The sequence below is a fragment of the Saccharothrix longispora genome (assembly GCF_030852425.1).
Lineage (GTDB): Bacteria > Actinomycetota > Actinomycetes > Mycobacteriales > Pseudonocardiaceae > Actinosynnema > Actinosynnema longispora.
This window is the reverse complement of the sequence record NZ_NSDM01000003.1, coordinates 67815-94413: the sequence shown is the minus strand read 5'-3', so window position 1 is coordinate 94413 and position 26599 is coordinate 67815. Positions and strand designations below refer to the sequence as shown.

The window sequence follows — 26599 nt, the reverse complement described above, 5'->3', positions numbered from 1 at the left end:
GGCCATGATGCGGGGTGGGCCGGGCGCGTGGTCCGGCGGGAACGGGTTGGCGGTGGCGGACAGCACGCGGCGCGTGGTGAGCAGGGAGCAGGTCGTGCACGGCGCCTGCCGGTTCTTCCTGCGGCACGGCGAGGTCGACATGGACGGCGTGGCGCGCAGCCTCGCCATCAGCAGGGCGACGCTCTACCGCGTCGTGCACAGCCGGGACGGGCTGCTCGGCGACGTGCTGTGGCGGCTCGGTGAGCGGCAGCTCGCCCAGGCGCGACTGCGGCGGCGCAACGGCGGCGTCGAGGGCGTCCTGGAGATCACGCGGCACTTCGTGGACCGGCTGCGCGGAGCGGCGCCGTTCCGGGCGTTCCTGCGCGGCGAGCCGGAGACGGCCGCGCGGGTGCTGTTCAACGGGAGCGGCGCGGTGCACCGGCGGGCCGTGTCGGCGCAGAAGCAGATCCTGCTGGAGGTGCCGGGGGAGTGGTGCGCCGGTCCGCTCGACCAGGTCGCGTTCCTGTACGTGCGCATCGTCGAGTCGGCGATCTACGCCGAGCTGCTGGGCGGCCACCCGCTCGACCCGGACCTGGCCGAACGGGCTGCCCGCAGCGTGCTGCTGCCGCGCCGGCCGACCGCAACCGGGTAGCCGCCGTCGAGCGACCGCAGCCGGGTGGCCGCCGTCGGGCGATCACCGTCGGGCGACAGCCGGGCGACCGCCGCTGAGACAGCCGTCTCACGATCGCGGGCGGCGCTGGTGACCCCGGTGACCGGCCGGTTACGTTCGGCGACGACCATCCCCCACTGTCGAGGGAGTCGGTATGCGGTTCTCGCCGCGCGGCCTCGTGCCGCTCGTCATCGCCTTCGGAGTCCTGCTCCCGGGCGCCCACGCAGGGGCCGCCGCCCCGCCGGACCGGGCGCCACAGCTCGTCGGGCCGCTACCGGGCACGGTGCCCGGCGACCGGCTCGCGGAGCGCGTCGAGGACACCTACCCGTTCTTCTCCACGCCGGTCGACCTCGCCGCCGCCGGGTACGTCGAGCAGGAGTTCCACCTCTCCGGCGCCGCGGACGGCTACGCGGTCGACGGCACGAGGGTGGCCACCGGCGTGCCCTACACGACCCGGGTGGTGGTGCGGCGGCCCGCGCACGCCCGTCACTTCAGCGGCACCACCCTGGTCGAGTGGCAGAACGTCACCGCCGGGTACGACCTGGACGCGCTGTGGAACGCCGAGTCCGTGCTGCGGGCCGGTCACGCCTGGGTCGGCGTGTCGGCGCAGCGCGTCGGCGTCGACCGGCTCCGCGGCTGGAGCCCGGCCCGCTACGGCGCCCTGGACGTGACCGGCGGTGGCCGGTTCACCGCCGACGAGCTGTCCTACGACGTCTTCACCCAGGCCGGCCGCGCCGCCCTGGCGGGCCGGGCGCGGGACGGCGGCCCGTCGGGCGGCACCCTGTTGGGCGGGCTGCGCACCCGGACGCTGCTGGCCATCGGCGCGTCGCAGTCCGCGGGCCGGATGACGGTGCTCTACGACCGCGTCCTGCCGCAGCAGGAGCCGGTCTTCGACGGCTACGCCTTCGTCGTCGGCCCCGCGCCCACGCGGGTCGGCGCCGAACCCGTCTTCCAGGTGCTGTCCGAGACCGACGTGACCAGCCCGCGCCGACCCGCCGACACCGACCGGTTCCGCCGCTGGGAGGTGGCGGGCGGCGCGCACTCCGGCCACGAGGGTCAGGTCTACCGCGAGCCGATCTCCGAGCGCGACCTGGGCGGCGCACCCACCTACGCCTGCGACCGGCCGCCGTTCAGCCGGGTCCCCGTCCACCACGTCACCGCGGCGGCCTACGAGCACCTGCGGCGCTGGGTCGAGCACGGCACGCCGCCGCCCGCGGCCCGGCCGCTGGAGTTCGAGCCGGACGGCGTGACCAGGAAGCGCGACGCGCTCGGCCTGGCGCTGGGCGGCATCCGGCTGTCCCAGGTCGCCGTGCCGACCGCGCTGAACACCGGCGACAACTCCGGCGAGACGTTCTGCCGGCTGTTCGGCACGCACGTCCCGTTCGACCGGGCGACCCTCGACCGGCTCTACCCGGAGCACGCCGGCTACGTGGCGCGCGTCGTGTCCGCCGACGTCGCCAACGTCCGCGCCGGGCACCTGCTGCCCGCCGACGCGAAGCGGAACCTGCGCGACGCCCTGGCCGGGTGGTCGCGATGAGGGCGCTGGTGATCGCGCTGGCCCTGGTGCTGACCGCACCCGTCGCCCCGGCGCACGCGACGTCCGAACCGCCGGCGCCGGTGGTCTTCGTGCACGGCCAGCAGGGCTCGGCGCAGCAGTGGCAGTCCAACGCCAAGCGGTTCTCCACCAACGGCTACCCCGACCGGCTGCTGCACGCCTTCGAGTACGACACGGGCATCCCCACCAACGACCACGCCGTCGCGGGCCTGGAGGCGTTCCTCGCCGACGTGCGGGCGCGCACCGGCGCGGCCACCGTGGACGTCGTCGCCCACTCGCGCGGCACGATGGTGCTGCACGCCTACCTGGCCGACCCGGCGCGCGCGGCGGGCGTCCGCCGGTACGTCAACGTCGACGGCCGGTCGGCCGCCGCGCCGCCCGGCGGCGTGCCCACCCTGGCGCTGTGGGGCAGCCTGCAACCCGAGGGGGCCATCGGCGGCGCGACGAACGTGTACCTGACCACGTTGGGGCACACCGAGACCACCACGTCCGCAGAGGGGTTCGCGCACGTCCACCGGTTCCTGCGGGGACGGGCCGCCGCCACGACGCTCGTGCTGCCGCAGCTCCCGTCGGCGGTCTCGATCGCCGGCCGCGCCACGTACTTCCCGCAGAACGACGGCGCGACCGGCCTGCTGAACGCGTGGGAGGTGGACCCGGCGACCGGCGCGCGCCGAGGCGGTCCGCACCACTCCGTGCGCACCGCCGCCGACGGGTCGTTCGGCCCGCTGCGCGTCAACGGCGCGAGGCACTACGAGCTGGAGCTGGTCCGCGACGGCGAACTGGTCAACCACTTCTACTTCGAGCCGTTCGAGCGGTCGGACCGGTTCCTGCGGTTGCAGGTCTCCCGCCCCGGCGGGATCGGCGACCAGGTCGACCGGTGCCCGACGCACACCGCGCTCACCGTCGTGCGCAACCGCGAGTGGTGGGCCGACCAGCAGCCCGCCGACACCGACCGGCTGGAGCTCGACGGCGTCGACGTGCTCGGTCCGGCCGTCGCGCCGCGCCGGCGCCAGGTCCTCGCGGCGTTCGTGTTCGACGACGGGTGCGACCTGACCTCGACCCCGGGAGCCGTGCCGCCGCCGTTCGGCACGCTGCCGTTCCTGACCGCGACCGACACCCACCTGCCCGCCGCGGGCGGGGTGCGCGTCACCCAGGTCGCGCGCGGCACGGGAGGGCGGTCGCGCACGATCGCGGTGCGCGCCTGGCCGTCCGACCGGCACGCGGTCACCGTGCAGTTCAAGGACTACCTGGACCTGCGCTGACCCTCGCTCACGGGTGGCGGCGGACGTGGTCGAGGACCGCGTCCGCCACCACGCGGTGCACGACGGCGGGCAACGAGTGCCCGAGGCCGTCGACCACGGGCAGCACGGCGTCCGGCAGCAGGCCGACGAGGTGCCGGCCGGAACCCGGCGGGTGGAACAGGTCCTCGGTGCCCCGCACGACCGGGGTCGGCGCGGTCACCCCGCGCAGGTCGTCCGCGCCGCGCGGCAGCGGCACCTCCTCCGGTGTTGGTCAACGACGTGCCAACCGCGGACTGTGATCTCCGACCCGACGCGTCGCCGCTGCTCCGAACGCGTGATTGGGTGGGGGCCTCACCACGATCGCGCGTTCGGAGACCTCCATGAGCACGTCCCGGCCAGGCTGGAGCGACAGCGCCCTCGGCACCCCGATCCGCGACGAGGTCGAGCTGCGCGAACTGGTCGAGCACCCGCACCCGGTCATGCGGGACAAGGGGATCGCCGCCGTCGACGAGCAGTCGCGGCGCTTCCTCGAAGCCGCCACGTTCTACCTGCTGGCCACGACCGCCGCCGACGGCAGCGTGGACGTCTCCCCGCGGGGCGACCCGGCCGGCAGCGTCCTGGTGCTGGACGAGCGCACGATCGCGTTCCCCGACCGGCCCGGCAACCGCCGCGCGGACAGCCTGCGCAACCTCCTCCAGCACCCGCGCGCGGGCATGGTGTTCATCGTCCCCGGCCGGCACGACGTGCTGCGCGTCAACGGTCGCGCGACCCCGGTGCGCGACGCCCCGTTCGCGCACCGCTTCGGCGACCCCGCGCCCCCCGTGGCCGTGGTCCTGGAGGTCGAGGAGCTGTTCGTGCACTGCGGCCAGGCGCTGCGCCGGTCCTCCGCCTGGGACCCCGGCGGCTGGCCCGCCGAGGACGCCCTGCCGAACGTCGCCGAGCTGTTCGAGTCGCAGCAGACCTGGTTGCGCGCCCGGGCGTGACGCCCGCGCCCGGTGGTCCCCGGCGCGACCGGTCGAACCCGCGGGCGGCACCGGGCGTCCACGTCGCGATGGCAGGCCCCGTCGGGCCGGCCGGAGGTGCGGGCGACGCGGGTCGGCCGGCGTCGCCGAGGGCGGCCGCGCAGCCGTTGCGGACCGCCGGCGGGCAGGGCGTGGAACATGCGGCGCTCCACCTCGGCGACGGCGCGGCCGGCCCGGGCGAGCAGGCGGGCGCCCTCGTCGGTGAGGAGGGTGGGCAGGGCGCGCCCCTGCGGCGCGGTGGGTCGGCAGGCCGCGGTCCTGGAGCCCCTGGAGGACCCCGTGCATGGACTGCCGGGTGACGAAGGCGCCGCGGGCGAGTTCGGCGGCGGACAGGCCGGGGCGCCGGCCCAGCAGCTCCAGGCAGGCGTACTGCGGCACGCTCAGCCCCAGCGGGCGCAGGGCCGCCTCCATCGCGCCCCGCAGGGCGGCGGCCTGCTTGAGGACGCAGCCGACGGACGAGTCGAGGTCCACGTGCTCTGCCCCATGTCAGGAGTCTGACATGCAGTCGGTGGTGTCAGGAACCTGACATCGACGAAGGAGCACCCACGGCCACCGTGACCGGACCCGACTTCATCGCCCTCCGGGTGCGCGACCTGGAGGCGTCGGCCGCGTTCTACGAGGAACGCCTCGGGCTGCGCCGCGCCCCCGCCGGTCCGCCGGGAGCCGTCGTCTTCGGCGCCACCCCGGTCGCCTCCGCGGTGCGCACCCCGCTCCCCGGAGTCGACCTGGACGCCGTCGCCCCGCGGCCCGGCGCGGGGGTGGCGCTCTGGCTGCGCGCCGACGACGCCCAGCAGTTGCACGACGACCTCGCCGAGGCAGGCGTGACGATCCTGGCGGCGCCCGCGGACAGCCCGTTCGGGCGGACCTTCACCTTCGCCGACCCGGACGGGTACGCCGTCACGATCCACTCCTGACGGACCGCCGCCGCGACGTCAGGTGCCGCAGAACGTCCGGTAGTCGGGGTCCTCCGGACCGGGGGCCGCGTACCGGTCGAGCCCGGGGCGTTCGTCGTACGGGGCGGTCACCGCGTCCAGCAACCGCTCCAGCGGGGCGAGGTCGCCCCCCTCGCCCGCGGCGAGGGCCTCCTCGACCAGGTGGTTGCGCGGGACGTAGACGGGGTTGACCCGGTCCATCGCGTCGGCGTCCGGGGCCAGCGCCCGCCACCGGGCGAGCCAGCCGTCGATCCCCGCGAGGTCGAGGAACACCTCGCGGGCGCGTTCGACGTCACCGCGCGCGGCGTCGCCGAGGCGGCGGTAGAACGACGTGTGGTCGACGCGGTTGTCGCGCAGCAGCACGAGCAGGTCGTCCACCAGCGGCGAGGCGACCGCGTCGTCGAGCCCCTCGGCCAGGCCGAGCTTGGCGCGCATCCCGGCCGACCAGGCGGCCCCGTACCTCGGGCGGAACGCGCCGAGCGCCTCCACCGCCGACGCGATCGCCCGGTCCTGGTCGTCGTCGACCAGCGGGAGGAGCGCCTCGGCGAGCCGCGCCAGGTTCCACTCGGCCACCACGGGCTGGTTGCCGTAGGCGTAGCGCCCGGCGTGGTCGATGGAGCTGTAGACCGCGGTCGGGTCGAACGCCCCCAGGAACGCGCACGGCCCGTAGTCGATGGTCTCACCGGAGATCGTCGTGTTGTCGGTGTTCATCACGCCGTGGACGAAGCCCACGAGCATCCACCGCGCCACCAGCGACGCCTGCGCGGCGACGACCGCCTCGAACAGGGCCAGGTAGGGGTTCGCGGCCCGCGCGGCGGCGGGGTGGTGCCGGGCGATGGCGTGGTCGGCCAGCCTGCGCAGCAGGTCCACGTCGTCCGTCGCCCGCGCGTACTGGAACGTGCCGACCCGCAGGTGGCTGCTCGCGACCCGGGCCAGCACCGCGCCGGGCAGCACCGTCTCGCGCCGCACCGGCCGCCCGGTCGCGACCACGGCCAGCGAACGGGTCGTCGGGATGCCCAGCGCGTGCATCGCCGCGCTCACGACGTGCTCGCGCAGCATCGGCCCGACCGCCGCCAGCCCGTCGCCGCCCCGGGAGAACGGCGTGCGCCCGGACCCCTTGAGGTGCAGGTCGCGCGGGTGGCCGTCGACGTGGGCGAGCTCGCCGAGCAGCAGGGCCCGGCCGTCGCCCAGCCGGGGGGAGTAGTGGCCGAACTGGTGCCCGGCGTAGGCCTGCGCCACCGGCGTGGCGCCGTCCGGGACGTGGTTGCCCACCAGCAGGCGCACCCCCTCGGGGCCGCGCAACCAGGCGGGGTCCAGCCCGACCTCGGCGGCCAGCCGTTCGTCGAGCACGAGCAGGCGCGGCGCGGGCGCCTCGTCCGCCTGACGGGGGAGGGCCAACTCGGGGAGCGTGCGGGCGAACTCGTCACCCAGGACGACGGTCGGCGGTGCGGTGCTCATCCCACCAAAATTACGTGACGCGCGGAGCGGTTCGGGACAGGCCGGATTCCGCGAAGATCCCGTCGAGCACCGCCGCGAACGCGCCGGGGTCCACCAGCGGCCCCAGGTGGTCCAGCCCCGGGACCTCGCGCGACCGGCCGTCGGGCAGGTCCGCGCAGGCCGCCCGGAGCGGTTCCCCGGCCACCACGGTCGACTCGCTCCCGCGCAGGAGGAACGTGGGGCACGCCACCCGGGGCAGCGCCTCCCGCCACGGGCACGAGATCGCCGTCCGGAACAGGTGCGCCTCCACCGCCGGCGCGCAGCGCAGCCTCACCCGGCCGTCCGGCTCGACGGCCAGACCGGAGTCGACGTAGTCGACGAGGACCTCGGGCGCGAGCCGGGACAGCGGTGGCCGGGCGGAGTAGCGGGCCAGCACGTCGGCGCGGGACGGGAACACCGGGCGCCGCCGGGCCGCCGCCTCGGCGAACGCCGGGTCGTGGCGGGTCGCGAGCACCGGTTCGAAGCAGACCAGCAGGTCGAACGTGCCGGGCGCCCGGGCCTCCGCCAGCAGCAGGGCGGTCCCGCCCAGCGAGTGCCCCACGCCGATCAGCGGTCCGGAGCCCCGGTCGCGGGCCGCGGCGAGCACGTCGTCGGCGAACACGCCCCAGTCCGCGTCCTCGGCCAGGGGCGGCGCGCAACCGTGGCCGCGGAGGTCCGGGGCGATCGCGCGCAGCGGTGTGCGCAACTCCTCGACACACGAACGCCACGTGAGACCGGTGAAACCGGCCGCATGGCAGAACAATGCCGTCCGAATGGTCGACGCGGGATTTTCCGTCTTTTCCGGGCGATAGTGGGACCAGGGCTTGTACCGGGGATCGGCGGTGCCGGCGACGTCGTCCACGGGTTCCCTTCGGAATTCCGATTCACGGGCTGGCGCACGCGCCGGAACGTGCTTACGCTCCGGCACGATCCGTGCGCGCCGATCCCACCACAGTGGAATGGCCCGCGCACTCCGGAAGTCCGGAGTGATCATTTCCCGAAGGGTGCAGCGTGAACCCGACCCCGGTACCGGGCCTGGTCTCGGTCGTGATGTTGGTCAGGAACCGCCTGGAGTACACCCGCAGGGCTCTGGCGTCCCTCGCGAACGCCTCCGGGGACCTCGAGGTGGTCGTGGTCGACAACGGCTCGCGCGACGGCACCGCCGAGCACCTGGCCGGGCTCGACCACCCGCACCCCCTGACGGTCCTGCGCCACGAGGACGACCGCGGCGGCAGCGAGCGCCGCAACGTCGGCGCGGCGGCGGCGCGCGGCGAGTTCCTGCTCTTCCTCGACAACGACGTGCTGGTCGACGAGCCGCACGCGGTCGAGGCGCTCGCCGCCGAGCTGACCGCCGACCCCGGCCTGGGCGCGGTGTCGCCGCTGCTGCTCTACCCCGGCGGGTCCGGGCTGGTGCAGTGCGCGGGCGGAGGCGCCACCACCGACGGGCGCATCGGCGCGGTCGGGCGCGGCCGACCCGTCGGAGCCGAGCACCGGGCGCACCGGGACCAGGTCTGGGCGCCCACCGCCGCGCTGATGGTCCGGCACAGCTCGTTCCGCCGGGTCGGCGGGTTCGACGAGTCGTTCGACCCCGTCTCGCTGTGCGAGGACGTCGACCTGTGCTGCCGGTTGCGCGCCGCCGGCGAGCGCCTGCGCTACGTCGGCTCGGTGGCGGTGCGGCACTTCGAGGGCACCACGTTCAACCACGTCGGCCACGACAAGCTGCCCGTCTGGAAGCGCCACACCCGCGTGCTGCGCGCCCGCTGGGCCGAGGTCTTCGCCGCCGGACCGGCGCACACGGCCGAGGACCTGGCGTGGGTGCCGGTCGAGAAGGACTACTCCGACCTGGACCGGCCCAGGGTGGCGGTGCTCGCCGACCCCGGGTCGGCCGACCTCAGCTTCTTCGCCAGCGACGGCGCGCTGGCCACCGCGCGGCCCGCCGACGTGCGGGTCCTCCTGGTCGGCGGGGCCGGCACGCCGGACGTGGGCGCGGTGCCCGGCGTGCGCGTCGTCGGCGTGGCCGACCCCGACGTGCGCGCCCTGCTGCCCGCCGCACGCGCGCACGGCGCGCCCTGGGCGTTGCGCGACGGGACGCGGCTGGTGGAGGCGGTGCCGGCGGAGGGCGTCGTGGTGCGCGCCCCGGACACCGGCGCGGTGCTGACCGCGCTGCGCCGGGGACTGCGCGTGCTGCTCGGCAAGCAGGCCGTGGACGACCTCCCGCGCCTGGTCGAGGCGGCGCGGCAGGCGCCCGGCCGGTGCTCGGTGGACCTGCCCTGGGCGCACCACCCCGAGCTGATCGCGCTCGGCAAGGCGGTCACCGACGGCGGGGCGCCGCGAGGTTTCGCGGTGCGGCTGGACCAGCCCTCGCCGGCCGACCGCGACGTCGTCGCCGACCTCGGCCCGGACGTGCTGGACGCGGTCGAACGGGTGCTCGGCGTGCCCGTCACCGCGGTCCGGACCCTGGAGGCGACCCCGCACCGGGTGCGGGCTCGGGCGGTCGCCGGCGGCCTGACCGGGACGGTCGAGGTGGGCCGGGGCGACCCCCGGTTCCGCGTCTCCGTCACGGGCGAGGCGGGCGAGCGGGCCGCGGACCTCGTCGCACCGCCGGTGAGCGGCGCGTACGTCGACTTCGTCGGCGCGCTGCGCGGCGGCCCCGCGCCGTCCACCGGCCTGGACGCGGTCGGCGGGCTGTTCGACGTGGTGCGGGCGTGGTGCGTCGAGGTGGCCGCGCTGCCCGTCGCGGGGGGATCGGGTCGTTGACGCGCCCACCCGGGACGCGGGTGGGCCGGAGCAGGGGGAGCAGTCGGATGAACCTGGTCGACGCGCTGCGCGCCGGAGCCGCCGCCGGCGGGTGGCTGGACCGCCCGGCCTACGAGGTGGACGGTGCGCTGCTGACGCACGCCGAGGTCTACGACGGGGCGGCCCGGGTGGCCGGCGCCCTGGTCCGCGAGGGCGTGCGGCCCGGTGACCGGGTCGTGCTCCTGCTCGACGACGGGACGGACCTCGTCCTGGCGTTCCTGGGCGCCGTGCACGCCGGCGCGGTGGCCGTGCCGGTCAACCACCGCCTGCACCGCGACGAGCTGCGCCGGGCGCTGGCGTCCGCGCGTCCCGCGCTGGTCGTGCACCGGCCGGGCGACGTGCCGCCGGTGACCGGGTGCCCGGTGACGACCTTCGCCGGCCTGGCCGGCGCGGAGCCGGCGCCGGTCGTGCCGCGGGCCGACGACGACCAGGTGTACGCGACGTTCACCTCGGGCACGACCGGCGTGCCCCGGCTGTGCCCGCAGCTGCACGGCGACCCGGCCGTGCACCACCGCACGTTCGCCGTGCCCGCGCTGGGGCTGGGGCCCGACGACGTCGTGCACTCGGTGTCGAAGGCGTACTTCGCCTACGGCTTGGGCAACTCCCTGTTGTTCCCGCTCATGAGCGGCAGCCACGTGGTGCTCAACCCGGAACCGCCGCGGGTGGACGACGTGCTGGCCATCGTGGACAAGTACGACGTGACCGCGCTGTTCGCCGTGCCGACGTTCTACGGCAGGCTCGTCGCGCACCCCGGCAGCGAGCTGCTGGCGAAGCTGCGCGTCGCCGCCACCGGGGGCGAGGTGCTCTCCGAGGCGCTGGAGGGGCGGCTGATGGGGGTGCTGGGCGACCGGCTGCTCAACGGCATCGGGACCACCGAGGTCGGGCAGGCGTTCACCCACAACACCCGCGCCGCGCGGCGGGTCGGCACGGTGGGGCGCGCGCTGCCGCCGTTCGAGGTGCGCGTGGTGGACGACGCGGGCACGCCGGTCGAGCCGGACGTGGTGGGCCGGTTGCAGGTGCGCGGGCCGACGGTGACCCTCGGCCTGGACGAGGACGGCCGACCCCGCCGCACCCGGGACTGGTACGCCACCGGCGACACGGCCTCGGTCGACGTGGACGGCTTCGTGCGCGTCACCGGCCGGCTGGACGACGTCGAGAACGTCGGCGGGATCAAGCTCCACCCGCTGGAGGTCGAGCACCTGCTGGCCGGCCACCCGCTGGTCCGCGAGGCGGCGGTGTGCGCGGTGACCGACGACGACGGCGGTCCCGCCCGGCTGCGCGCCTACGTGGTGCGGGCCGACGTGCCCGCGGGGGAGGAGCCGGTCGGCGACGCCGAGCTGGCCGCCGCCCTCACCGCCCTGGCCCGCGCGCACCTGACGGCCTACAAGGTGCCGCGCTCGGTGGTGTTCGTGCCGTCGCTGCCCCGCACCGGGTCCGGCAAGCTGCGCCGCCACGTGGTGCGCGGGTGGCGCGCCTGAGCCGTCGGAATCATCCCGCGCAATTCACGCCGCGGCGCGGGACGAATATTTCGCAACGTTACGACAATCGTTGACAACTCCGCGGAGCCGGTCGAACACTGACCGCACCCGCCGGCCTCGACGAGGAGGAAGCGTGGGTGTGGAGAATTCCGCCGGTCCCTCACGTAGTGGCACGGCCCGCGGCCACCGCGCACCCCCGGCTTCCTCCCGGTTCCGGGGCGCCCGCTAGTCGAGGAATGCGCAGGACACACGCGTCGGCGATCACCGCCGGCGTCGTTGCGCACGCCTTCACCGCCACCCCGATAACACGGCAGGCGCGGGCCCAGTGCGTGCGCGGGGATGGTGACCAGTCCGAACAGCCCGGCGAGGACGAGGTAGGTGCCGCGCCAGTCGAGGTGCTGCGCGATGCCGGCGGTGAGCGGGGCGAACACCGTGCCGGCCAGCCCGCCGACCAGGGTCACGGCGGTGAGCGCCCGGACGCGGCGGGCCGCCGGACCCCGGGGCCGGACCCCGGGGCCGGACCTCAGGGCCGCGCGCCCGGCGCGGTCAGCGTCAGCTCCGTGACGGCCGGGGCGCAGCACCCGCCGGACCCCTCCGACCCGTCGGTCTCGTCGAAGACGCCGGAACCGCCGCACACGCCCGTCTCGGGCAGCACGAGTTCGACCTTCGCCGCGCCCTCGTGGTCGCCGGCGATCTCGGCCGCGGTGCTGCGGACCTGCTCGTACCCGGTCAGGGCGAGGAACGTGGGCGCACGGCCGTAGCTCTTCATGCCGACCAGGTACACGCCGGGCTCGGGGTGGCGCAACTCCGCCGCGCCGTGCGGGTACACCGTGCCGCAGGAGTGCACGTTCGGGTCGACCAGCGGGGCGAGCCCCGTGGGCGCCTGGAGCACCGGGTCGAGGTCGAGCCGGACCTCCGAGAGCCACGAGTGGTCGGGGCGGAACCCGGTCAGCGCCACGACCTCGTCGACCGGCGCCAGCCGGCGGCCCTCCTGGGACACCAGCACCACGCGGTCGCCGTCGCGCTCCACGACCGCCGTGCGGAAACCGGTCACGACCTCCACGTGCCCGGCCCGCGCCGCGTCCCGCGCCCGGAGTCCCAGCGCGCCGCGCGCCGGCAGCTGGTCGGCCTCGCCGCCGCCGAACACCGCGTCGACCGCGCCCCGGCGCAGCAGCCACGTGACGTGCGTGCCGGGGAGTCCCGCGAGCGCCACCAGCGCGGTGAGCGCCGAGTGCCCGCTGCCCGCCACCGCGACCCGCTTGCCGGCGTACCGCCCGGCCTCGGCGACCACGTCCGGGACCCGGTAGGCGATCCGCTCGGCCGCCGCGCGCTCGCCGACCGCCGGCAGGCCGTCGCCGCCGAGCGGGTTGGGGGTGCCCCAGGTGCCGGAGGCGTCCACCACGGCACGGGCCGCGATGCGCTCTTCGCCGTCGGCCGTCTCCACGTGCACGGTCAGCGGCTCGCGGTCGCGCCCGTCGTCCACCACCCGGTCGCGCCCCCGGCGGGCGACCCCGACCACCCGCGCGCCGTACCGCACGTGCCCGCCCAGGGCGTCGGCCAGCGGCGCGAGGTACTCCGACACCCACTCGGCCCCGGTGGGGCACGCCTCGCCGTCCGGCGCGCTCCCCAGCAGCCGCCGGGCCGCCGGGTCGACCAGCTCGGACCACCCCGAGAACAGCCGCACGTGGTTCCACCGCGCCACCGCCGCACCGGCCTGCGCGCCCGCCTCCAGCACCAGCGGCCGCACGCCGCGCTCCAGCAGGTGGGCCGCCGCCGCCAACCCGATCGGCCCCGCACCCACCACGACCACCGGAAGCTCGCTCACGAGCCACTCCTTTCATCGTCCATCGTCGATTGAACCGACCCGAATGTATCGAAGATACTCGATGGACACAACGGCGCCTGTCGATAGACTGGGGCCATGACGACGACGATGCCCGCACCCGGCCTGGCACCGGAGGACGCGACGACCTACGCCGAGTGGTTCGCCTGCCTGGCCGACCCGACCCGCGTCCGGCTGCTGCACACCGTCGCCACGCGGCCCGGCGAGATCACCGTGGGCGCGCTCACCGAGGCCCTGGGCATCAGCCAGTCCACCTGCTCGCACCACCTGCGCAAGCTCGCCGACGTCGGGTTCGTGCGGCTGCGCAAGGAGGGCACCGCCACGCTGGTCTCGGTCAACCCGGCCTGCTGCACCGGCCTGCCGCACGCCGCCGACGCCGTGATGGGCACGATCGTCACCCGCCCGTGCTGCCCGACCGACCTGCCCGCCGACGTCACCGTGCGCGCCATGACCGACGACGACTGGGCCGACGTGCGCCGCATCTACGGCGAGGGCATCGCCACCCGCAACGCCACCTTCGAGACCGAGACGCCCAGCCGCCGCACCCTGGAGGCGAAGTGGCTGCCGGAGCACCGCTGGGTCGCCGAGGTCGACGGCCGCGTCGCCGGCTGGGCCGCCGCCACCCCGGTCTCCGCCCGCGAGTGCTACTCCGGCGTCGCCGAGACCTCGGTCTACGTCGGCGACGGCGTCCGCGGCCGCGGTGTGGGCAAGTCGTTGCTGCACAAGCAGGTCACCGCCGCCGACGAGGCCGGCCTGTGGACGTTGCAGACCGCGATCTTCCCGGAGAACCGGGCCAGCATCGCCCTGCACCACTCCGCGGGCTTCCGCACCGTCGGCGTCCGCGAGCGCATCGCCCGGCACCACGGCGTGTGGCGCGACACCGTCATGCTCGAACGCCGCGCCGGGGCGGACCCCCGGTGCTAGGCCGCGCTCCCCAGCGCGCCGCGGCGTCCGCGTAGCGGCGCGCCAGGCGGGCGAACGCGTCCCTCAGCTCGACCGGCCCGACGACCTCCAGGTCGGCGTCGAACCTGCCGACGGCGGCGGCCAGGCCGGCCCACGACCACGAACCCAGGACGAGCCGGCAGCGGTCCGGGCCCAGCGCCTCCACCAGCCCGTCGTCGGCGTGGCGGGACACGACCGCGGCGGGCAGGTCGAGGATCACCTCGCCGCGGCACGGCCAGTCGCCGTCGGCCGAGCCCCGGAACGCGGCGGCCACGAAGGCGGCCACGTCGCCACCCGGCAGCTCGCGCGGCGTGAAGCGGGGGCCCGTGGGGGTGCGCGGCGTGATCCGGTCGGCGCGGAAGGTGCGCCAGTCGTCGCGGTCGAGGTCCCAGGCGACCAGGTACCAGCGCCCGCCCCGGACGACGAGGTGGTGGGGCTGCACGCGGCGCGGCGGGGCCGGTTCGCCGTCGCCGGCCCCCGACGCGTGGTCGAAGCGCAGCACCTCGCGGGCGTGGACGGCGGCGCTGATCGCCGTGAGCACGCCGCTGTCGACAGGGGGGCTCGCGGCCCGCCCCACCGCGGTGACCCGGAGCGTGTCGATGCGGTGGCGCAACCGGGCGGGCATGACCTGCCGGACCGTGGTCGACGCGCGTGCCGCGGCCTCCTCGACGCCCGCGCCGGAGCTGCTCGCGGTCCGGAGCGCGACGGCGAGGGCGACGGCCTGCTCGTCGTCGAACAGCAGCGGCGGCAGGTCCGCGCCCGCGCCGAGCCGGTAGCCCCCGTCCGGGCCCTTCGCGGCCGCGATCGGGTAGCCCAGCCCGCGCAGGCGGTCGACGTCGCGGCGCACGGTGCGCGGGCTGACGCCCAGCCGCTCGGCCAGCAGCGCGCCCGGCCAGTCCCGGCGCGCCTGGAGCAGCGACAGCAGGGACAGCAACCGGGCTGAGGTCTTCGGCACGACACCGATGCTGTCACGAATAGCGGACAGTTCCCGACCGCATCGGCTGCGATGCTCGTCCTCCGCGACATCGAAGGGAACGCCGCCACCGTGACCGTCCTGGACACCCGCGCGCTCAACCGCGCGACGCTCGCCCGGCAACTGCTGCTCGACCGCGCCGACGTGCCGGTGGTCGACGCCGTCGCCCACCTGTGCGGCCTCCAGGCGCAGGAACCGCAGGAACCGTTCGTCGGGCTCTGGTCGCGGCTGCGCGCGTTCGACCCGGCGGCGCTCTCGGACCTGCTGACCGGGCGGGCCGTGGTCCGCACGCACCTCATGCGCCGCACCGTGCACCTGCTCACCGCCGAGGACGTCCTGGCCTGGCGCTCCCGCCACGACGCCATGCTGCGCCAGCGGGTCGTCGGCACCTACCGCCGTGAGCTGGAGGGCATCGACTTCGACGCCCTCGCGGCGGCGGGCCGGGCCGTGCTGGCCGACGGCGAGCCCCGCACCGCGGCGGAACTCGTGCGGGCGGTCGCCGACCGGTGGCCGACGACGCCGCCGCGGCCCCTGGGCGAGCTGCTGGTCGCCGCGTTGGTCCCGGTGGCCCAGGTGCCGCCGCGCGGGCTGTGGCGCGCGAAGGGCGGCGTGCGCAACGCCCCGCTCGCCACCTGGCTGGGCCGCGAGGTCGACCCTCCGGCCCCCGGGGGCGACGACCCGGTCGGCCGGGTGCTGGTGCGGCGCTACCTGGCCGCGTACGGCCCCGCGGCGACGGCCGACCTGCGCGCCTGGTCCGGCCTGGCCGGGCTGCCCGCCGCCGTGGCCGCGCTGCGCGGGGAGCTGGTCGCCTTCCGCGACGAGCGGGGCCGCGAACTCCTGGACCTCCCCGACGCCCCGCGCCCCGACCCGGACACCCCGGCGCCCGTGCGCTACCTGCCCGCGTTCGACAACGCGATCCTCGGCTACGACGACCGCACCCGGATCATCGACACCGCCCACCGGGGCCTGTCGGTCGCCGGCGAACGCGTCGTCCTGGTGGACGGCAGGGTCGCCGCGACCTGGCGGGTCGAGGGGGACGCGGTGGTCGTCACGCCGCTGCGCGCCCTCTCCCGGGCGGACCGCGACGCCGTGGCCGAGGAGGGGCGCGCGCTGGCGTCGTTCCTCACCGACCACGACGGCGACCGGGTGCGCGTCGCCGACCCCGCCTGAGGCCGCGCGGGTTCCGGTTTTGTTCACGAATGTGACCGATGCGCCCTGGATTCTGTTCACAAATATGATTCGACCGCATTGACCTCGTCGTTCGATTGCGTTCGACAGGTGTTCCGGCGAACGCCCGAAAACCGCCGTTGACCAGGTGCTTCCGTCCCGTCTAGCATTCGAAGGGAAGGTGGTTGTCGCCTTTTTCCCTCCTGCGCGAACGAGGTTGTAAAAGCCTGCCTCGACGCCTCGGGAAAGTCAGAAGCGGAGTTGTGATGAGAACACCGGATCGACCTTCGACGACGCGGGTTGCCCGGCGGGGTGGGCCGCGGCGGTGGCACCTGAGCCTGGTGGCCGCCGCGGGTGCGACGGTGCTGGCCGCCGCCCTCGCGGCCTGGCCGAGCGCGGCGCCCGCCCAGGCCGCCGTCGGCGCGGGCACCTACACGATCACCAACGCGGCCGGCGGCCACTGCCTCGACGCGCCCGGCGGGTCCGCGGGCGCGCAGCTCCGGCAGGCGGCGTGCACCGGCGGCGCCGGCCAGCAGTGGACGCTGGCGTCGGTCGGCGGCGGCTTCCGGATCACCTCGGTCGGGAGCGGGCTGTGCGTCGGCGTGCGGGACGCGTCCACGTCGGCCGGCAAGGTGATCGAGCAGGCGGCGTGCGGCAGCGCGGGCCAGACCTGGTCGCTGACCCAGAGCGGCAGCAACTACCGCGTGGTGGACACCAACGGCGGCAAGTGCATGAACCTGAAGGACAACTCCACCGCCGCCGGCGCGCTGGTGCAGACCAACTCCTGCGACAGCGCCGCCACCAAGCAGTGGGTCTTCACCCCGTCGGGCGGCGGGAACCCCACCACGACCACCACCGGCACGACCACGACCACGCGCACGACGACCACGACCACCACGTCGCAGCAGCCGGGCGGCGGTGACGGCAGCGGCCCGTGGCCGAGCGACACCGGCAGCGTGCACCAGACGACGACGAAGAACGCCGGCACGTTCTTCGACGGCGGCATGAAGCGCTACTACGGCATCGGCGACGGCGGTCAGGGCGAGGGCCAGGACCCGATGTTCACCGTGGCCAACGGTGGCACGATCCAGAACGTCATCATCGACGCCCCGGCCGGCGACGGCATCCACTGCGAGGGCTCCTGCACCATCCGCAACGTCTGGTGGAACGACGTGGGCGAGGACGCGGCGACGTTCAAGGCCTCCAGCTCCTCGGCCACCTACCTCGTCGACGGCGGCGGCGCGAAGTCCGCGTCGGACAAGGTGTTCCAGCACAACGGCGGGGGCACCCTCACGATCCGCAACTTCCAGGTGCACAGCGCCGGCAAGTTCTACCGGGCGTGCGGCAACTGCGCCACCTCGTACCAGCGCCACGTGGTGATGGACGGCATCACCGCCCGCTCCACCAAGGTGCTGGCCGGCATCAACACCAACTGGGGCGACACCGCCCGCTTCTCGCGGATCACGGTCTACGGCAGCACGACCATCTGCGAGAAGTACCAGGGCGTGCCCAAGGGCAGCGAGCCCAAGAAGATCGGCGAGGGCGCCGACGGCAAGAACTGCTTCTACTCGCCGTCCGACATCACCCAGCGGTAGTCCTCCTCCGACCCGCGGGTGCGCCCCGTCCCACCGGTGACCGGGTCACCGGTGGGACGGGGCACGTCGACGTCGCGCCCCGGTCAGGCGCCGACGTAGGCCGCCAGGTGCTCGCCGGTGAGGGTGGACCGGGCGGCGACGAGGTCGGCGGGCGTGCCCTCGAAGACGATTCGGCCGCCGTCGTGACCGGCGCCCGGACCCAGGTCGATGATCCAGTCGGCGTGCGCCATGACCGCCTGGTGGTGCTCGATGACGATGACCGACTTGCCGGAGTCGACGAGCCGGTCGAGCAGGCCGAGCAGCTGTTCGACGTCGGCGAGGTGCAGGCCGGTCGTCGGCTCGTCGAGGACGTAGACGCCGCCCTTCTCGCCCATGTGGGTGGCCAGCTTGAGCCGCTGCCGCTCGCCGCCGGACAGCGTGGTGAGCGGCTGGCCGAGGCCGAGGTAGCCGAGCCCGACGGCGGCGAGCCGGGTGAGGACGGCGTGCGCGGCCGGCGTGCGCGCCTCGCCCGAGCCGAAGAACGCCTCGGCCTCGGTCACCGGCATCGCCAGCACCTCGCTGATGTCGCGCCCGCCGAACCGGTACTCCAGCACCTCGGCCTGGAACCGCTTCCCCTCGCACACCTCGCAGGGGGTGGCGACGCCCGCCATCATGCCCAGGTCGGTGTAGACGACGCCGGCGCCGTTGCAGTTGACGCACGCGCCCTCGGAGTTGGCGCTGAACAGCGCCGGCTTCACGCCGTTGGCCTTGGCGAACGCCTTGCGGATCGGGTCGAGCAGACCGGTGTACGTCGCCGGGTTGCTCCGCCTCGACCCCCGGATCGCGCCCTGGTCGACCGACACCACGCCCGCGCCGGCGGGGATGGAGCCGTGGATCAGCGAGCTCTTGCCGGAGCCCGCGACGCCGGTGACGACGCAGAGCACGCCGAGCGGGACGTCGACGTCCACCTTCCGCAGGTTGTGGGTGTCGGCGCCGCGGATCTCCAGCGCGCCGGTGGGCTCGCGCACCACGTCCTTGAGGGTGGCCCGGTCGTCCAGGTGCCGCCCGGTCGTGGTCCCGGAGGCCCGCAGGCCCTCCACGGTGCCCTCGAAGCAGATGGTGCCGCCCGCCGCGCCCGCCCCGGGACCGAGGTCCACGACGTGGTCGGCGATCGCGATCACCTCCGGCTTGTGCTCGACCACGAGCACCGTGTTGCCCTTGTCGCGCAACCGCAGCAGCAGGTCGTTCATCCGCTGGATGTCGTGCGGGTGCAGGCCGACGGTGGGCTCGTCGAACACGTAGGTGACGTCGGTGAGCGACGAGCCGAGGTGGCGGATCATCTTGACGCGCTGCGCCTCGCCACCGGACAGCGTGCCCGCCGGCCGGTCGAGCGAGAGGTAGCCGAGCCCGATCGCGGTGAACGAGTCGAGGGTGCGCCGCAGCGTGCCCAGCAGCGGCGCGACGGACGGCTCGTCGAGCCCGCGGACCCACTCGGCGAGGTCGCTGATCTGCATCGCGCACGCGTCGGCGATGTTGATGCCGGAGATCTTCGACGACCGCGCCTCCGCGCTGAGCCGGGTGCCGTCGCACTCCGGGCAGGTGGTGAAGGTGGCCACCCGCTCCACGAAGGCGCGGACGTGCGGCTGGGCTGACTCGACGTCCTTGGACAGGAAGGACTTCCGCACCGTCGGGACCAGGCCGGCGTACGTCACGTTGACGCCGTCGACCTTGATCTTGGTCGGCTCCTTGTGCAGCAGGTCGTCCAACTGCCTCCTGGTGAACTCCCTGATCGGCTTGTCGGGGTCGAAGAAGCCGCAGCCGCGGAAGATGCGGCCGTACCAGCCGTCCATGCTGTAGCCGGGGATCGTGACCGCGCCCTCGTTGAGCGACTTGTCCTCGTCGTACAGCCGGGTCAGGTCGATGTCGTCGATCGAGCCCCGGCCCTCGCAGCGCGAGCACATGCCGCCGACGACCTTGAAGTCGCGCCGCTCCTTCGTGGTCCGCCCGCCCCGCTCCAGGGTGACCGCGCCCGCCCCGCTGATCGAGGCGACGTTGAAGGAGAACGCCTGGGGCGAGCCGATGTGCGGCTGCCCGAGCCGGCTGAACAGGATGCGCAGCACCGCGTTGGCGTCGGTGGCGGTGCCGACCGTGGAGCGGACGTCGCCGCCCATCCGCTCCTGGTCGACGATGATGGCCGTGGTCAGCCCGTCGAGCACGTCGACCTCGGGCCGTGCGAGCGTCGGCATGAAGCCCTGCACGAAGGCGCTGTAGGTCTCGTTGATCATCCGCTGCGACTCGGCGGCGATCGTGCCGAAGACCAGCGAGCTCTTGCCCGAGCCCGAGACCCCGGTGAACACCGTCAGCCGGCGCTTGGGGATCTCGACGCTGACGTCCTTGAGGTTGTTCACGCGCGCGCCGTGCACCCTGATCAGGTCGTGGCTGTCGGCGGCGTGCGGCTCGGGCGACCCCGTGCCCCTGCTCATCGTGTCTCCCTCTCGGTTCCGGCCCCGTCCGCGGGACGGCTCAGCGCACTTCCTGGATGCGGATCAGGTTGCCCGCGGGATCGCGGAAGGCGCAGTCGCGCACCCCGTACGGCTGCGCGGTGGGTTCCTGGACGACCTCGGCGTCACCGGCCTGGAGCCGCGCGAACGTGCCGTCGAGGTCCCCGGTGGCCAGGTTGATGCCGGCGTACGTGCCCTTGGCCATCATCTCGACGACGGTGCGCCGCTCGTCCTCGGTGACCCCGGGGTCCGCGGCGGGCGGGTGCAGGACGATGGACGTGCCCGGCTGGTTCGGCGGACCGACCGTGATCCAGCGCATCCCGTTGTAGCCCACGTCGTTGCGGACCTCGAAGCCGAGGGTGTCCCGGTAGAACGCCAGGGCCGCGTCCGGGTCGTCCTGGGGGAGGTAGGTCTGGTGAATGGTGAGATCCATGGCGGTCACACTAGGTGCGGCCCGGGGACCGCGCTTCTCGATTCCTGACCGGTCTGGTGACCTGTTTCGACACGCACGCCGGCATGCCCTCGGTGGCCCCCGCCGCCTGCTCGCGGTAGGTGCTGGGCGGCATGCCCACCAGCTCGGCGAACCGGGTGCTGAAGGTGCCCGGCGACGAGCAGCCGACCGCGAAGCAGACCTCGGTGACGCTCAGGTCGCCGCGGCGCAGCAGCGTCATCGCGCGCTCGATCCGCCGCGTCATCAGGTAGCCGTACGGCGACTCCCCGTAGGCGAGCCGGAACTGGCGGCTCAGGTGCCCGGCGGACATGTTCGCGCCGCGGGCGAGCGCCTCGACGTCCAGCGGCTGCGCGTACTCCCGGTCGATCCGGTCGCGGACCCGGCGCAGGCGCGCGAGGTCCCGCAGGCGCGCGGGGACGGGTTTGCTGCTCACCCGCGTGATCGTACGTCGCGCCACCGACACCGGAGGGCGGATCAGGGGGGTGGCCCCACCGCACTCCCTGGTGCGCGCCCCATCGTGGCGGCGCCCCCGGCGGCCTAGTTTCGAGTCCTCGCACTCACTGGGGGAATCGACGATGGTCTTGGTCTCAGGTGTCGGCGCGCCGCGGTTGTCGCGCTGGGTCGTGGGCGTGCCGGTGGCGGTGGTGGCGGTGCTGGTGGCCTTCGCCGGCGGCTACGGCTACCACGGTGACGAGCTGTACTTCCTCGCCGCCGGGCGGCACCTGGCGTGGGGGTACCCGGACCAGCCGCCGCTGACGCCGTTCCTGGCGGCGCTGGCGGACGCGGTCGCGCCGGACTCCCTGGTGGCGCTGCGGGTCCCGGCCGCGGTGGCCGCCGGCGGGACGGTGCTGTTCGTCGGGCTCCTCGCCCGGGAGATGGGCGGTGGGCGGCGGGCGCAGCTCGTCGCGGTCCTCGGCGCCGCGCTGTCCGGGCCGGTGCTGGTGCCCGGCCACATGCTGCACACCACGACGATCGACATCTGCCTGTCCGCCGCGCTCGCCTGGCTCGTCGCGCGCGTGGTGCGCACCGGTGACCGGCGGCTGCTGCTCGTCGCCGGCGCGGTGCTCGGCGCGGGGCTGCTGAACAAGTACCAGATCGCGGTGGTGGCGGCCGGCGCGGTCGTCGGCCTGGTCCTGGTCGGACCCCGGTCGGTGCTGCGCGGGCCGTGGCCGGCCGCCGGTGCGCTGCTGGCGCTGCTGCTGTGGTCGCCCAACCTGCTGTGGCAGTTCGCGCACGGCTGGCCGCAGCTGGAGATGGCCGCGGTCATCAGCGGGAACGGCGGCAACGGCGCACGGGTGGCGTTCCTGCCCGCGCAGCTGCTCTACGTCGGTCCGCTGCTCGTGCCGCTGTGGGTGGCGGGCCTGGTGCGGCTGCTGCGCTCGCCCGACGCCCGACCGTTCCGGTTCCTGGGCGTGGCGTGGGTGCTCCTGGTGGTGGTGTTCGTCCTCGCCGCCGGGTCGCCGATGTACCTGTTCGGCGCGTACCCGGCGCTGCTCGCCGCCGGCGGCCTGGCGGTGGACGGCTGGCTGGCCCGCGGCGCCCGCGCCCGCGGGCTCGTCGTGGGCACGTCGCTGATCGCGTCGGCCGCGTTCATCGTGCCGCTCGCGCTGCCCGTGGTGCCGGTGGACCGACTCGACGACATCCCGGTGGTGGAGCTGAACGGGCTCACCGCCGAGCAGTTCGGCTGGCCCGAGCTGGCCAGGACCGTGGCCGAGGTCCACCGGTCCCTGCCCGCGCCCGGGAACACCGCGGTGGTGACCGAGAACTTCGGCGAGGCGGCCGCCCTGGAGCGCTACGGCCGCGACCTGGGCCTGCCGACCGTCCACAGCGGCTACCGGGGCTACGGCTACTGGGGCCACCCGCCCGACACGGCGACGGCGGCGCTGATCGTCCGCCCGGGCACCAGGCCGGGGCCGCCCGGGTGGGCCCGCGACGCGTGCCGCGACCTCCGCGTGGTCGCCACCACCCGCAACGACCGGGGCATCGACAACAAGGAGCAGGACGGCCGGGTGTGGCTGTGCGAGGGGATCGCCGAACCGTGGGCCGACCTCTGGCCCCGCGTCCGCCACCTGGACTGAACCGGCTTGACCCTCACGCCGCGTGAGGCCGGAAGGTGGGGCCCGTGAGCGACTACTACAACGCCTTCGAGATCAGCCCCGTGCCCACGCCCGGCCCGGACGCGGTGCCGCCGGAGCCGTTCCGCGGCATCTACGGGATGCCCGCTTTCGTGACGATCCCCACGGACGACCTGGCCGCGTCGGTGGACTTCTGGGTCCGCGGGCTCGGGTTCTTCGAGCTGTTCGGCATCCCCGGCACGCTCGTGCACCTGCGCCGGTGGGCGTTCCAGGACGTGCTCCTCGTCTCGGCCGCGGACGTCCCCGCGCGGGCGCCGGCGCTGGGCGTCAGCTTCGCGTGCGTGCTCGGCCAGGTCGACCCCCTCGTCGAGGCGTGCCGCGCGCTGCGACCGGCCTCGGTGGACGGTCCGCGGGACACCCCCTGGAACACCCGCGACGTGGAGGTGATCACCCCGGAGAACGCGCGGGTCGTCTTCACCGCGGCGAAGCCCTTCGACCCGGCGAGCCCCGAGGCGCGGAACCTCGAAGCCATGGGGATCACGCCACCGGATGCGGACCGGGGTGACAATGGGGAGCATGCCCGATGACGCCGACGCCGACGGCCTGACCGTCGGCCAGGTCTCGGCGCGCCTGGACGTGACGGTCCGCGCGCTGCACCACTGGGACGAGATCGGCCTGGCGCGACCGTCGCTGCGCACGGCCGCCGGGTACCGGCTCTACACCGCCGGCGACCTGGAACGCCTGCACCGCGTCGTCGTCTACCGCGAGCTGGGGCTCGGCCTGGACAGGATCGGGGCCGTCCTGGACGACTCGACCGCCGACGTGCCGGCCGCGCTGCGCGCGCAGCGCACCCAGGTGACCGAGCGGATCGACCGCCTCCGGCGGCTCGGCGACGGACTGGACCGGATGATCGGGGCCCACGAGCGCGGCCTGCTGCTGACCGCCGAGCAGCAGGCCGCGGTCTTCGGCCCCCGGTGGGACCCGGACTGGCCCGCCCAGGCCCGCCGGCGCTACGGGGACACGGCGCAGTGGCAGCAGTACGCCGAGCGCTCGGCCTCCCGGGGGGCGGAGGAGTGGCGGGCCGTCGCCGACGCCGTCACCGACCTCGACCGCGCCCTCGCGGACGCCATGGACGCGGGCGTCGCCCCCGGCAGCCCGGAGGCGGACCGGCTCGTCGAGCGGCACCGCGAGGTCTTCGCCTCGTTCTTCCCCCTCACCAGGCGGATGCAGGTCTGCCTGGTGAGGGGGTACGAGGCCGATCCGGCGTTCGCCGCCCACTACGACGGCATCCGCGCCGGCCTGGCCACGTGGTTCCGCCGGATCGTCGACGCCGGCGCGCGCGCCCACGGCATCGACCCCGACACCGCGACGTGGGAGCAGGGCGCACGTCCGGGACCTCCCCGGCGACCGGACCGTCCAACGCCACCGGCACGTGGTCGCGCTCCGCGAGCAGTTCCCGGCGCCCACGACGTCCCCCTCCGACAACCCCGAGGCCCGGGACGCCGTGAACCGCGCCCGCCGTCGATCACCCAGGGCGACGGGACGGCTCTCACGCCCGTCGACCGGTTTCACCCCGGCCGAGGGGGGTATGTCCCCACCATGGGTGCAGACGACAAGTTCGAAGCGAAGGCAGACGAGCTCAAGGGCAAGGGCAAGGAAGCGCTCGGCGAGGCCACCGACGACCCCGACCTGGAGGCCGAGGGCAAGGGCGACCAGGTCAAGGGCAACCTGAAGCAGGCCGGCGAGAAGGTCAAGGACGTGTTCAAGAGCTGATCGCGGCGGCTGTCGAGGGGCCCCGGGCGGATCGACGCCCAGGGCCCCCTCGCCGCGTCCGCGTGCCGACCGGGATTGTCGGTGCCCCCCGGTAGCGTGCCGCCAAGATCACGCGAAGAGGGGGCCGGACCCATGTCTGCGACGACGTACCTGGAACTGTCCGAGACGGGCGGTGGCGCGCACAAGTTCTACGAGGTGCGGGTCGACGACACCGAGGTCACCATCACCTACGGGCGCATCGGGGAGCAGGGACAGGTCCGGAGCGCGACGTTCGCCGACCACGCCAAGGCGTTGAAGGCGGCCGAGAAGAAGATCGGCGAGAAGGTGCGCAAGGGCTACGCCCCCGCCGTCAAGGGCGCGCGCGGGCGCCGGGCGGTGAGCCGGCGGCAGATCGTGAGCACCCGCTCGACGGCCCACCAGGCCCCGGTGCTGTGGCGGTTCGCGTCCGGCGCCCCCGCGTTCGGCATCTTCATCGGCGAGGACCACGCCTGGGTCGGCAACGAGAAGGGCGACGTCTACACCCTCACCCACGACGGCCGCGTCACCGGCAGGTTCGGGCTGCCGGACGCCGTCAAGTGCATCGTGGCCGACGACTTCTGGATCTACGCCGGGTGCGACGACGGCCAGGTGTACGACCTCGGCGCCAAGGTGCCCCGGGTCGCCTACGAGATCGCGGACGACGTCGACATCTACTGGCTCGACATCCACGACGGCGTGCTCGGCGTGTCCGACCGGCAGGGCCGGGTGACGGTGGTGGACCACGAGGACGAGTTCCAGTGGTCGTGCCCCGCCACCGGCGACAGCGCCTGGATGGTCCGCTGCGCGCCGGAAGGCGTCTTCCACGGCCACTCCCGGGGCGTCACCCACTACACCGGCAGGGGGCACCGGGCGTGGCACGCCGACACGGTCGGCGAGGTGCTGTTCGGCTGGCAGGAGCGCACCGAGGTCTTCGCGGGCACCAGTCGGGGCCGGGTGCACAGGTTCGCCAAGTCGGACGGCCGCGAGACGGCCGTCTACCGCTGTGACGCGCCCGTGTTCTCCTGCGCCACCTCGCCCGGCGGCGAGTTCGTCTTCGCCGGCGACAACCAGTCCTCCGTGTACTGCTTCGCCGCCGACGGCACGAGGCTGTGGAAGCTGGCCACCGGGTGCGGCTCGGCGTTCTCCATGCAGTACCGCGACGAACGGCTCTACCTGGTGACGACGGACGGTTCGCTGGCCTGCCTGGACGCGAGCCCGGCCGCCGTGCACGCGGCCGAGCAGGGGCAGCTCCCGCCCCGCCAGGACATCAAGGCGGGCAGCATCGACCGCGTGGAGGCGACCGCCGAGGTGGAGGTCGTCACGCACGCGGCGCCGGGCGACGGCGTGGTGGTCGAGTGCGTGCGGGAGGGCGGCCGGGTCAGGGTGCGCGTGGTCTCGGACGGCTACGACCGCACGTGGGGCGTGCAGTTCCCGAAGAACATCAGGGTGCCCGGCGCCCGCTACCTGGTGTCGGAGGTCCTCACCTCGGCCGGCGGCTCGTTCTACCGCACGAGGGGCGAGATCAAGCGCCTCCGCTGACACCGCCGGTCCGCCGGGTCGCGCCCACCGCCCCCACCGGGGCGAAATCCCGGCGCCGCGCGGTACCGACCGCCTAGGATCGCGCCATGCCACGGACCGACACGGGTTCCCGCGTCATCGCCGCCCCGCCGGGACGGGTGTACGCCGCCCTCGTCGACCCGGCCGCGCTCGAAACCTGGCTGCCGCCCGAGGGGATGACCGGCAGGTTCGACCGGTTCGACGCGCGTCCCGGAGGTTCCTACCGGCTGGTCCTGACCTACGCGGACGCCTCGGCGGCGCCCGGCAAGGCCACTGCCGACTCCGACGTCGTCGAGGCGCGGTTCGTCGACGTCGTCCCCGGCGTGCGCGTGGTGCAGGCGGTCGAGTTCGAGTCCGCCGACCCCGCCTACGCCGGCACGATGACCATGACCTGGGAGGTCACCCCCGCGGGCGCCGGCACGCGGGTGGAGATCCGGGCCGACGACGTGCCCGACGGCATCTCCGCCGAGGACCACGCGGCCGGGCTGGCGTCGTCGTTGGCGAACCTCGCCGCGTACCTCGAAGCAGGTTCCGCGGGCGCCTAGCGGGCTGGGCGCGGTGCCCGACCCGGGGCGC

The 26599-nt window shown here is 74.9% G+C and carries 23 protein-coding genes and 3 pseudogenes; 16 read left to right on the top strand and 10 right to left on the bottom strand.

The genetic code is table 11. From position 1 onward, the window contains the following. The first annotated feature begins 73 nt into the window (after positions 1-73). From CKY47_RS08360 to CKY47_RS08350, 3 genes are all read left to right on the top strand, one after another. A complete protein-coding gene (locus tag CKY47_RS08360) occupies positions 74-631 on the top strand; it encodes a QsdR family transcriptional regulator (protein WP_306745094.1) in 558 nt (185 codons plus the stop codon). 172 nt (positions 632-803) lie between these two features. Further along, positions 804-2186, top strand: coding sequence for an alpha/beta hydrolase domain-containing protein (locus CKY47_RS08355; RefSeq protein WP_306745093.1), 1383 nt, complete (start codon positions 804-806; stop codon positions 2184-2186). Beyond that, on the top strand, positions 2183-3466 hold the full coding sequence (locus CKY47_RS08350; RefSeq protein ID WP_306745092.1) for a hypothetical protein: 1284 nt from the start codon (positions 2183-2185) through the stop codon (positions 3464-3466). Before CKY47_RS08355 ends, CKY47_RS08350 begins: the two co-directional genes overlap by 4 nt. Before the next feature lie 7 nt (positions 3467-3473). Here CKY47_RS08350 and CKY47_RS08345 read toward each other — a convergent pair whose 3' ends face one another. Next, the gene (locus CKY47_RS08345) at positions 3474-3701 is read right to left on the bottom strand and encodes an alpha/beta fold hydrolase (protein WP_306745091.1); all 228 of its coding nucleotides are present in this window, start codon (positions 3699-3701) and stop codon (positions 3474-3476) included. A 124-nt stretch (positions 3702-3825) separates the two neighbouring features. On the opposite strand from CKY47_RS08345, the gene CKY47_RS08340 reads away from it, so the two are divergent. Then, positions 3826-4428: an MSMEG_1061 family FMN-dependent PPOX-type flavoprotein gene (locus CKY47_RS08340; RefSeq protein WP_306745090.1), complete on the top strand. Its 603-nt coding sequence runs from the start codon at positions 3826-3828 to the stop codon at positions 4426-4428. A 345-nt stretch (positions 4429-4773) separates the two neighbouring features. Here CKY47_RS08340 and CKY47_RS08335 read toward each other — a convergent pair. Then, positions 4774-4878, bottom strand: a pseudogene (locus tag CKY47_RS08335) (MarR family transcriptional regulator); the annotation flags it as partial. Between the two features lie 143 nt (positions 4879-5021). On the opposite strand from CKY47_RS08335, the gene CKY47_RS08330 reads away from it, so the two are divergent. After that, positions 5022-5381: a VOC family protein gene (locus tag CKY47_RS08330; RefSeq protein ID WP_306745089.1), complete on the top strand. Its 360-nt coding sequence runs from the start codon at positions 5022-5024 to the stop codon at positions 5379-5381. Between the two features lie 18 nt (positions 5382-5399). Here the strand turns inward: CKY47_RS08330 and CKY47_RS08325 are convergent, their stop codons facing one another. Together CKY47_RS08325 and CKY47_RS08320 are read right to left on the bottom strand one after the other, a co-directional pair. Beyond that, a complete protein-coding gene (locus CKY47_RS08325) occupies positions 5400-6857 on the bottom strand; it encodes a protein adenylyltransferase SelO (RefSeq protein ID WP_306745088.1) in 1458 nt (485 codons plus the stop codon). A 10-nt stretch (positions 6858-6867) separates the two neighbouring features. After that, the gene (locus CKY47_RS08320; protein WP_306745087.1) at positions 6868-7869 is read right to left on the bottom strand and encodes an alpha/beta fold hydrolase; all 1002 of its coding nucleotides are present in this window, start codon (positions 7867-7869) and stop codon (positions 6868-6870) included. A gap of 17 nt (positions 7870-7886) precedes the next feature. Here CKY47_RS08320 and CKY47_RS08315 point away from each other — a divergent pair, with 17 nt between their 5' ends. Together CKY47_RS08315 and CKY47_RS08310 are read left to right on the top strand one after the other, a co-directional pair. Further along, on the top strand, positions 7887-9632 hold the full coding sequence (locus CKY47_RS08315; protein WP_306745086.1) for a glycosyltransferase: 1746 nt from the start codon (positions 7887-7889) through the stop codon (positions 9630-9632). A 47-nt stretch (positions 9633-9679) separates the two neighbouring features. Beyond that, positions 9680-11149 carry an AMP-binding protein gene (locus CKY47_RS08310; protein WP_306745085.1) on the top strand — a complete coding sequence of 490 codons (1470 nt, stop codon included), beginning with the start codon at positions 9680-9682 and terminating at the stop codon, positions 11147-11149. Between the two features lie 308 nt (positions 11150-11457). Here the strand turns inward: CKY47_RS08310 and CKY47_RS08305 are convergent. Together CKY47_RS08305 and CKY47_RS08300 are read right to left on the bottom strand one after the other, a co-directional pair. Continuing rightward, positions 11458-11631: pseudogene (locus tag CKY47_RS08305) on the bottom strand (MFS transporter); the annotation flags it as partial. A gap of 41 nt (positions 11632-11672) precedes the next feature. Further along, positions 11673-12974, bottom strand: a complete 1302-nt coding sequence (locus tag CKY47_RS08300) for an NAD(P)-binding domain-containing protein (protein ID WP_306745084.1) — start codon at positions 12972-12974, stop codon at positions 11673-11675. A gap of 96 nt (positions 12975-13070) precedes the next feature. On the opposite strand from CKY47_RS08300, the gene CKY47_RS08295 reads away from it, so the two are divergent. Then, positions 13071-13916, top strand: coding sequence for a helix-turn-helix domain-containing GNAT family N-acetyltransferase (locus tag CKY47_RS08295; RefSeq protein WP_306745083.1), 846 nt, complete (start codon positions 13071-13073; stop codon positions 13914-13916). On the opposite strand, the gene CKY47_RS08290 is transcribed toward CKY47_RS08295, so the two are convergent. Beyond that, positions 13876-14889, bottom strand: coding sequence for a helix-turn-helix transcriptional regulator (locus tag CKY47_RS08290; RefSeq protein ID WP_306745082.1), 1014 nt, complete (start codon positions 14887-14889; stop codon positions 13876-13878). The genes CKY47_RS08295 and CKY47_RS08290 overlap by 41 nt on opposite strands. A 51-nt stretch (positions 14890-14940) precedes the next feature. On the opposite strand from CKY47_RS08290, the gene CKY47_RS08285 reads away from it, so the two are divergent. Then, the gene (locus tag CKY47_RS08285; RefSeq protein WP_306745081.1) at positions 14941-16077 is read left to right on the top strand and encodes a winged helix DNA-binding domain-containing protein; all 1137 of its coding nucleotides are present in this window, start codon (positions 14941-14943) and stop codon (positions 16075-16077) included. A gap of 338 nt (positions 16078-16415) precedes the next feature. After that, positions 16416-17669, top strand: coding sequence for a pectate lyase (locus CKY47_RS08280; RefSeq protein ID WP_306745080.1), 1254 nt, complete (start codon positions 16416-16418; stop codon positions 17667-17669). 83 nt (positions 17670-17752) lie between these two features. On the opposite strand, the gene CKY47_RS08275 is transcribed toward CKY47_RS08280, so the two are convergent. From CKY47_RS08275 to CKY47_RS08265, 3 genes are read right to left on the bottom strand one after another with little or no spacing between them, the layout of a single operon-like run. After that, the gene (locus CKY47_RS08275) at positions 17753-20131 is read right to left on the bottom strand and encodes an ATP-binding cassette domain-containing protein (RefSeq protein ID WP_306745079.1); all 2379 of its coding nucleotides are present in this window, start codon (positions 20129-20131) and stop codon (positions 17753-17755) included. Positions 20132-20171: 40 nt separating this feature from the next. Beyond that, positions 20172-20582 carry a VOC family protein gene (locus tag CKY47_RS08270; RefSeq protein WP_306745078.1) on the bottom strand — a complete coding sequence of 137 codons (411 nt, stop codon included), beginning with the start codon at positions 20580-20582 and terminating at the stop codon, positions 20172-20174. Positions 20583-20592: 10 nt separating this feature from the next. Further along, positions 20593-21033: a helix-turn-helix transcriptional regulator gene (locus CKY47_RS08265; protein WP_306745077.1), complete on the bottom strand. Its 441-nt coding sequence runs from the start codon at positions 21031-21033 to the stop codon at positions 20593-20595. Between the two features lie 142 nt (positions 21034-21175). On the opposite strand from CKY47_RS08265, the gene CKY47_RS08260 reads away from it, so the two are divergent. From CKY47_RS08260 to CKY47_RS08235, 6 genes and pseudogenes are all read left to right on the top strand, one after another. After that, the gene (locus CKY47_RS08260) at positions 21176-22678 is read left to right on the top strand and encodes an ArnT family glycosyltransferase (protein WP_306745076.1); all 1503 of its coding nucleotides are present in this window, start codon (positions 21176-21178) and stop codon (positions 22676-22678) included. 44 nt (positions 22679-22722) lie between these two features. Further along, the gene (locus tag CKY47_RS08255) at positions 22723-23262 is read left to right on the top strand and encodes a VOC family protein (protein ID WP_306745075.1); all 540 of its coding nucleotides are present in this window, start codon (positions 22723-22725) and stop codon (positions 23260-23262) included. Then, positions 23225-23992 (top strand): annotated as a pseudogene (locus tag CKY47_RS08250) (MerR family transcriptional regulator); the annotation flags it as partial. The gene CKY47_RS08255 and the pseudogene CKY47_RS08250, both read left to right, overlap by 38 nt. Before the next feature lie 282 nt (positions 23993-24274). Next, complete coding sequence (locus tag CKY47_RS08245; protein ID WP_306745540.1) at positions 24275-24448, top strand: CsbD family protein; 174 nt, start codon at positions 24275-24277, stop codon at positions 24446-24448. A 132-nt stretch (positions 24449-24580) separates the two neighbouring features. Continuing rightward, positions 24581-26005: a WGR domain-containing protein gene (locus CKY47_RS08240; protein ID WP_306745074.1), complete on the top strand. Its 1425-nt coding sequence runs from the start codon at positions 24581-24583 to the stop codon at positions 26003-26005. 86 nt (positions 26006-26091) lie between these two features. Next, a complete protein-coding gene (locus tag CKY47_RS08235) occupies positions 26092-26568 on the top strand; it encodes an SRPBCC family protein (RefSeq protein WP_306745073.1) in 477 nt (158 codons plus the stop codon). The last annotated feature ends 31 nt before the right edge of the window (positions 26569-26599 follow it).

What these genes read in the sequence shown, in the direction of transcription:
- CKY47_RS08275 (WP_306745079.1), bottom strand. Translation starts at nt 20,131, where the DNA reads ATGAGCAGGGGCACGGGGTCGCCCGAGCCGCACGCCGCCGACAGCCAC.
- CKY47_RS08245 (WP_306745540.1), top strand. Translation starts at nt 24,275, where the DNA reads ATGGGTGCAGACGACAAGTTCGAAGCGAAGGCAGACGAGCTCAAGGGC.
- CKY47_RS08320 (WP_306745087.1), bottom strand. Translation starts at nt 7,869, where the DNA reads ATGATCACTCCGGACTTCCGGAGTGCGCGGGCCATTCCACTGTGGTGG.
- CKY47_RS08350 (WP_306745092.1), top strand. Translation starts at nt 2,183, where the DNA reads ATGAGGGCGCTGGTGATCGCGCTGGCCCTGGTGCTGACCGCACCCGTC.
- CKY47_RS08260 (WP_306745076.1), top strand. Translation starts at nt 21,176, where the DNA reads ATGGTCTTGGTCTCAGGTGTCGGCGCGCCGCGGTTGTCGCGCTGGGTC.
- CKY47_RS08235 (WP_306745073.1), top strand. Translation starts at nt 26,092, where the DNA reads ATGCCACGGACCGACACGGGTTCCCGCGTCATCGCCGCCCCGCCGGGA.
- CKY47_RS08270 (WP_306745078.1), bottom strand. Translation starts at nt 20,582, where the DNA reads ATGGATCTCACCATTCACCAGACCTACCTCCCCCAGGACGACCCGGAC.
- CKY47_RS08295 (WP_306745083.1), top strand. Translation starts at nt 13,071, where the DNA reads ATGACGACGACGATGCCCGCACCCGGCCTGGCACCGGAGGACGCGACG.
- CKY47_RS08285 (WP_306745081.1), top strand. Translation starts at nt 14,941, where the DNA reads ATGCTCGTCCTCCGCGACATCGAAGGGAACGCCGCCACCGTGACCGTC.
- CKY47_RS08310 (WP_306745085.1), top strand. Translation starts at nt 9,680, where the DNA reads ATGAACCTGGTCGACGCGCTGCGCGCCGGAGCCGCCGCCGGCGGGTGG.
- CKY47_RS08325 (WP_306745088.1), bottom strand. Translation starts at nt 6,857, where the DNA reads ATGAGCACCGCACCGCCGACCGTCGTCCTGGGTGACGAGTTCGCCCGC.
- CKY47_RS08355 (WP_306745093.1), top strand. Translation starts at nt 804, where the DNA reads ATGCGGTTCTCGCCGCGCGGCCTCGTGCCGCTCGTCATCGCCTTCGGA.
- CKY47_RS08340 (WP_306745090.1), top strand. Translation starts at nt 3,826, where the DNA reads ATGAGCACGTCCCGGCCAGGCTGGAGCGACAGCGCCCTCGGCACCCCG.
- CKY47_RS08240 (WP_306745074.1), top strand. Translation starts at nt 24,581, where the DNA reads ATGTCTGCGACGACGTACCTGGAACTGTCCGAGACGGGCGGTGGCGCG.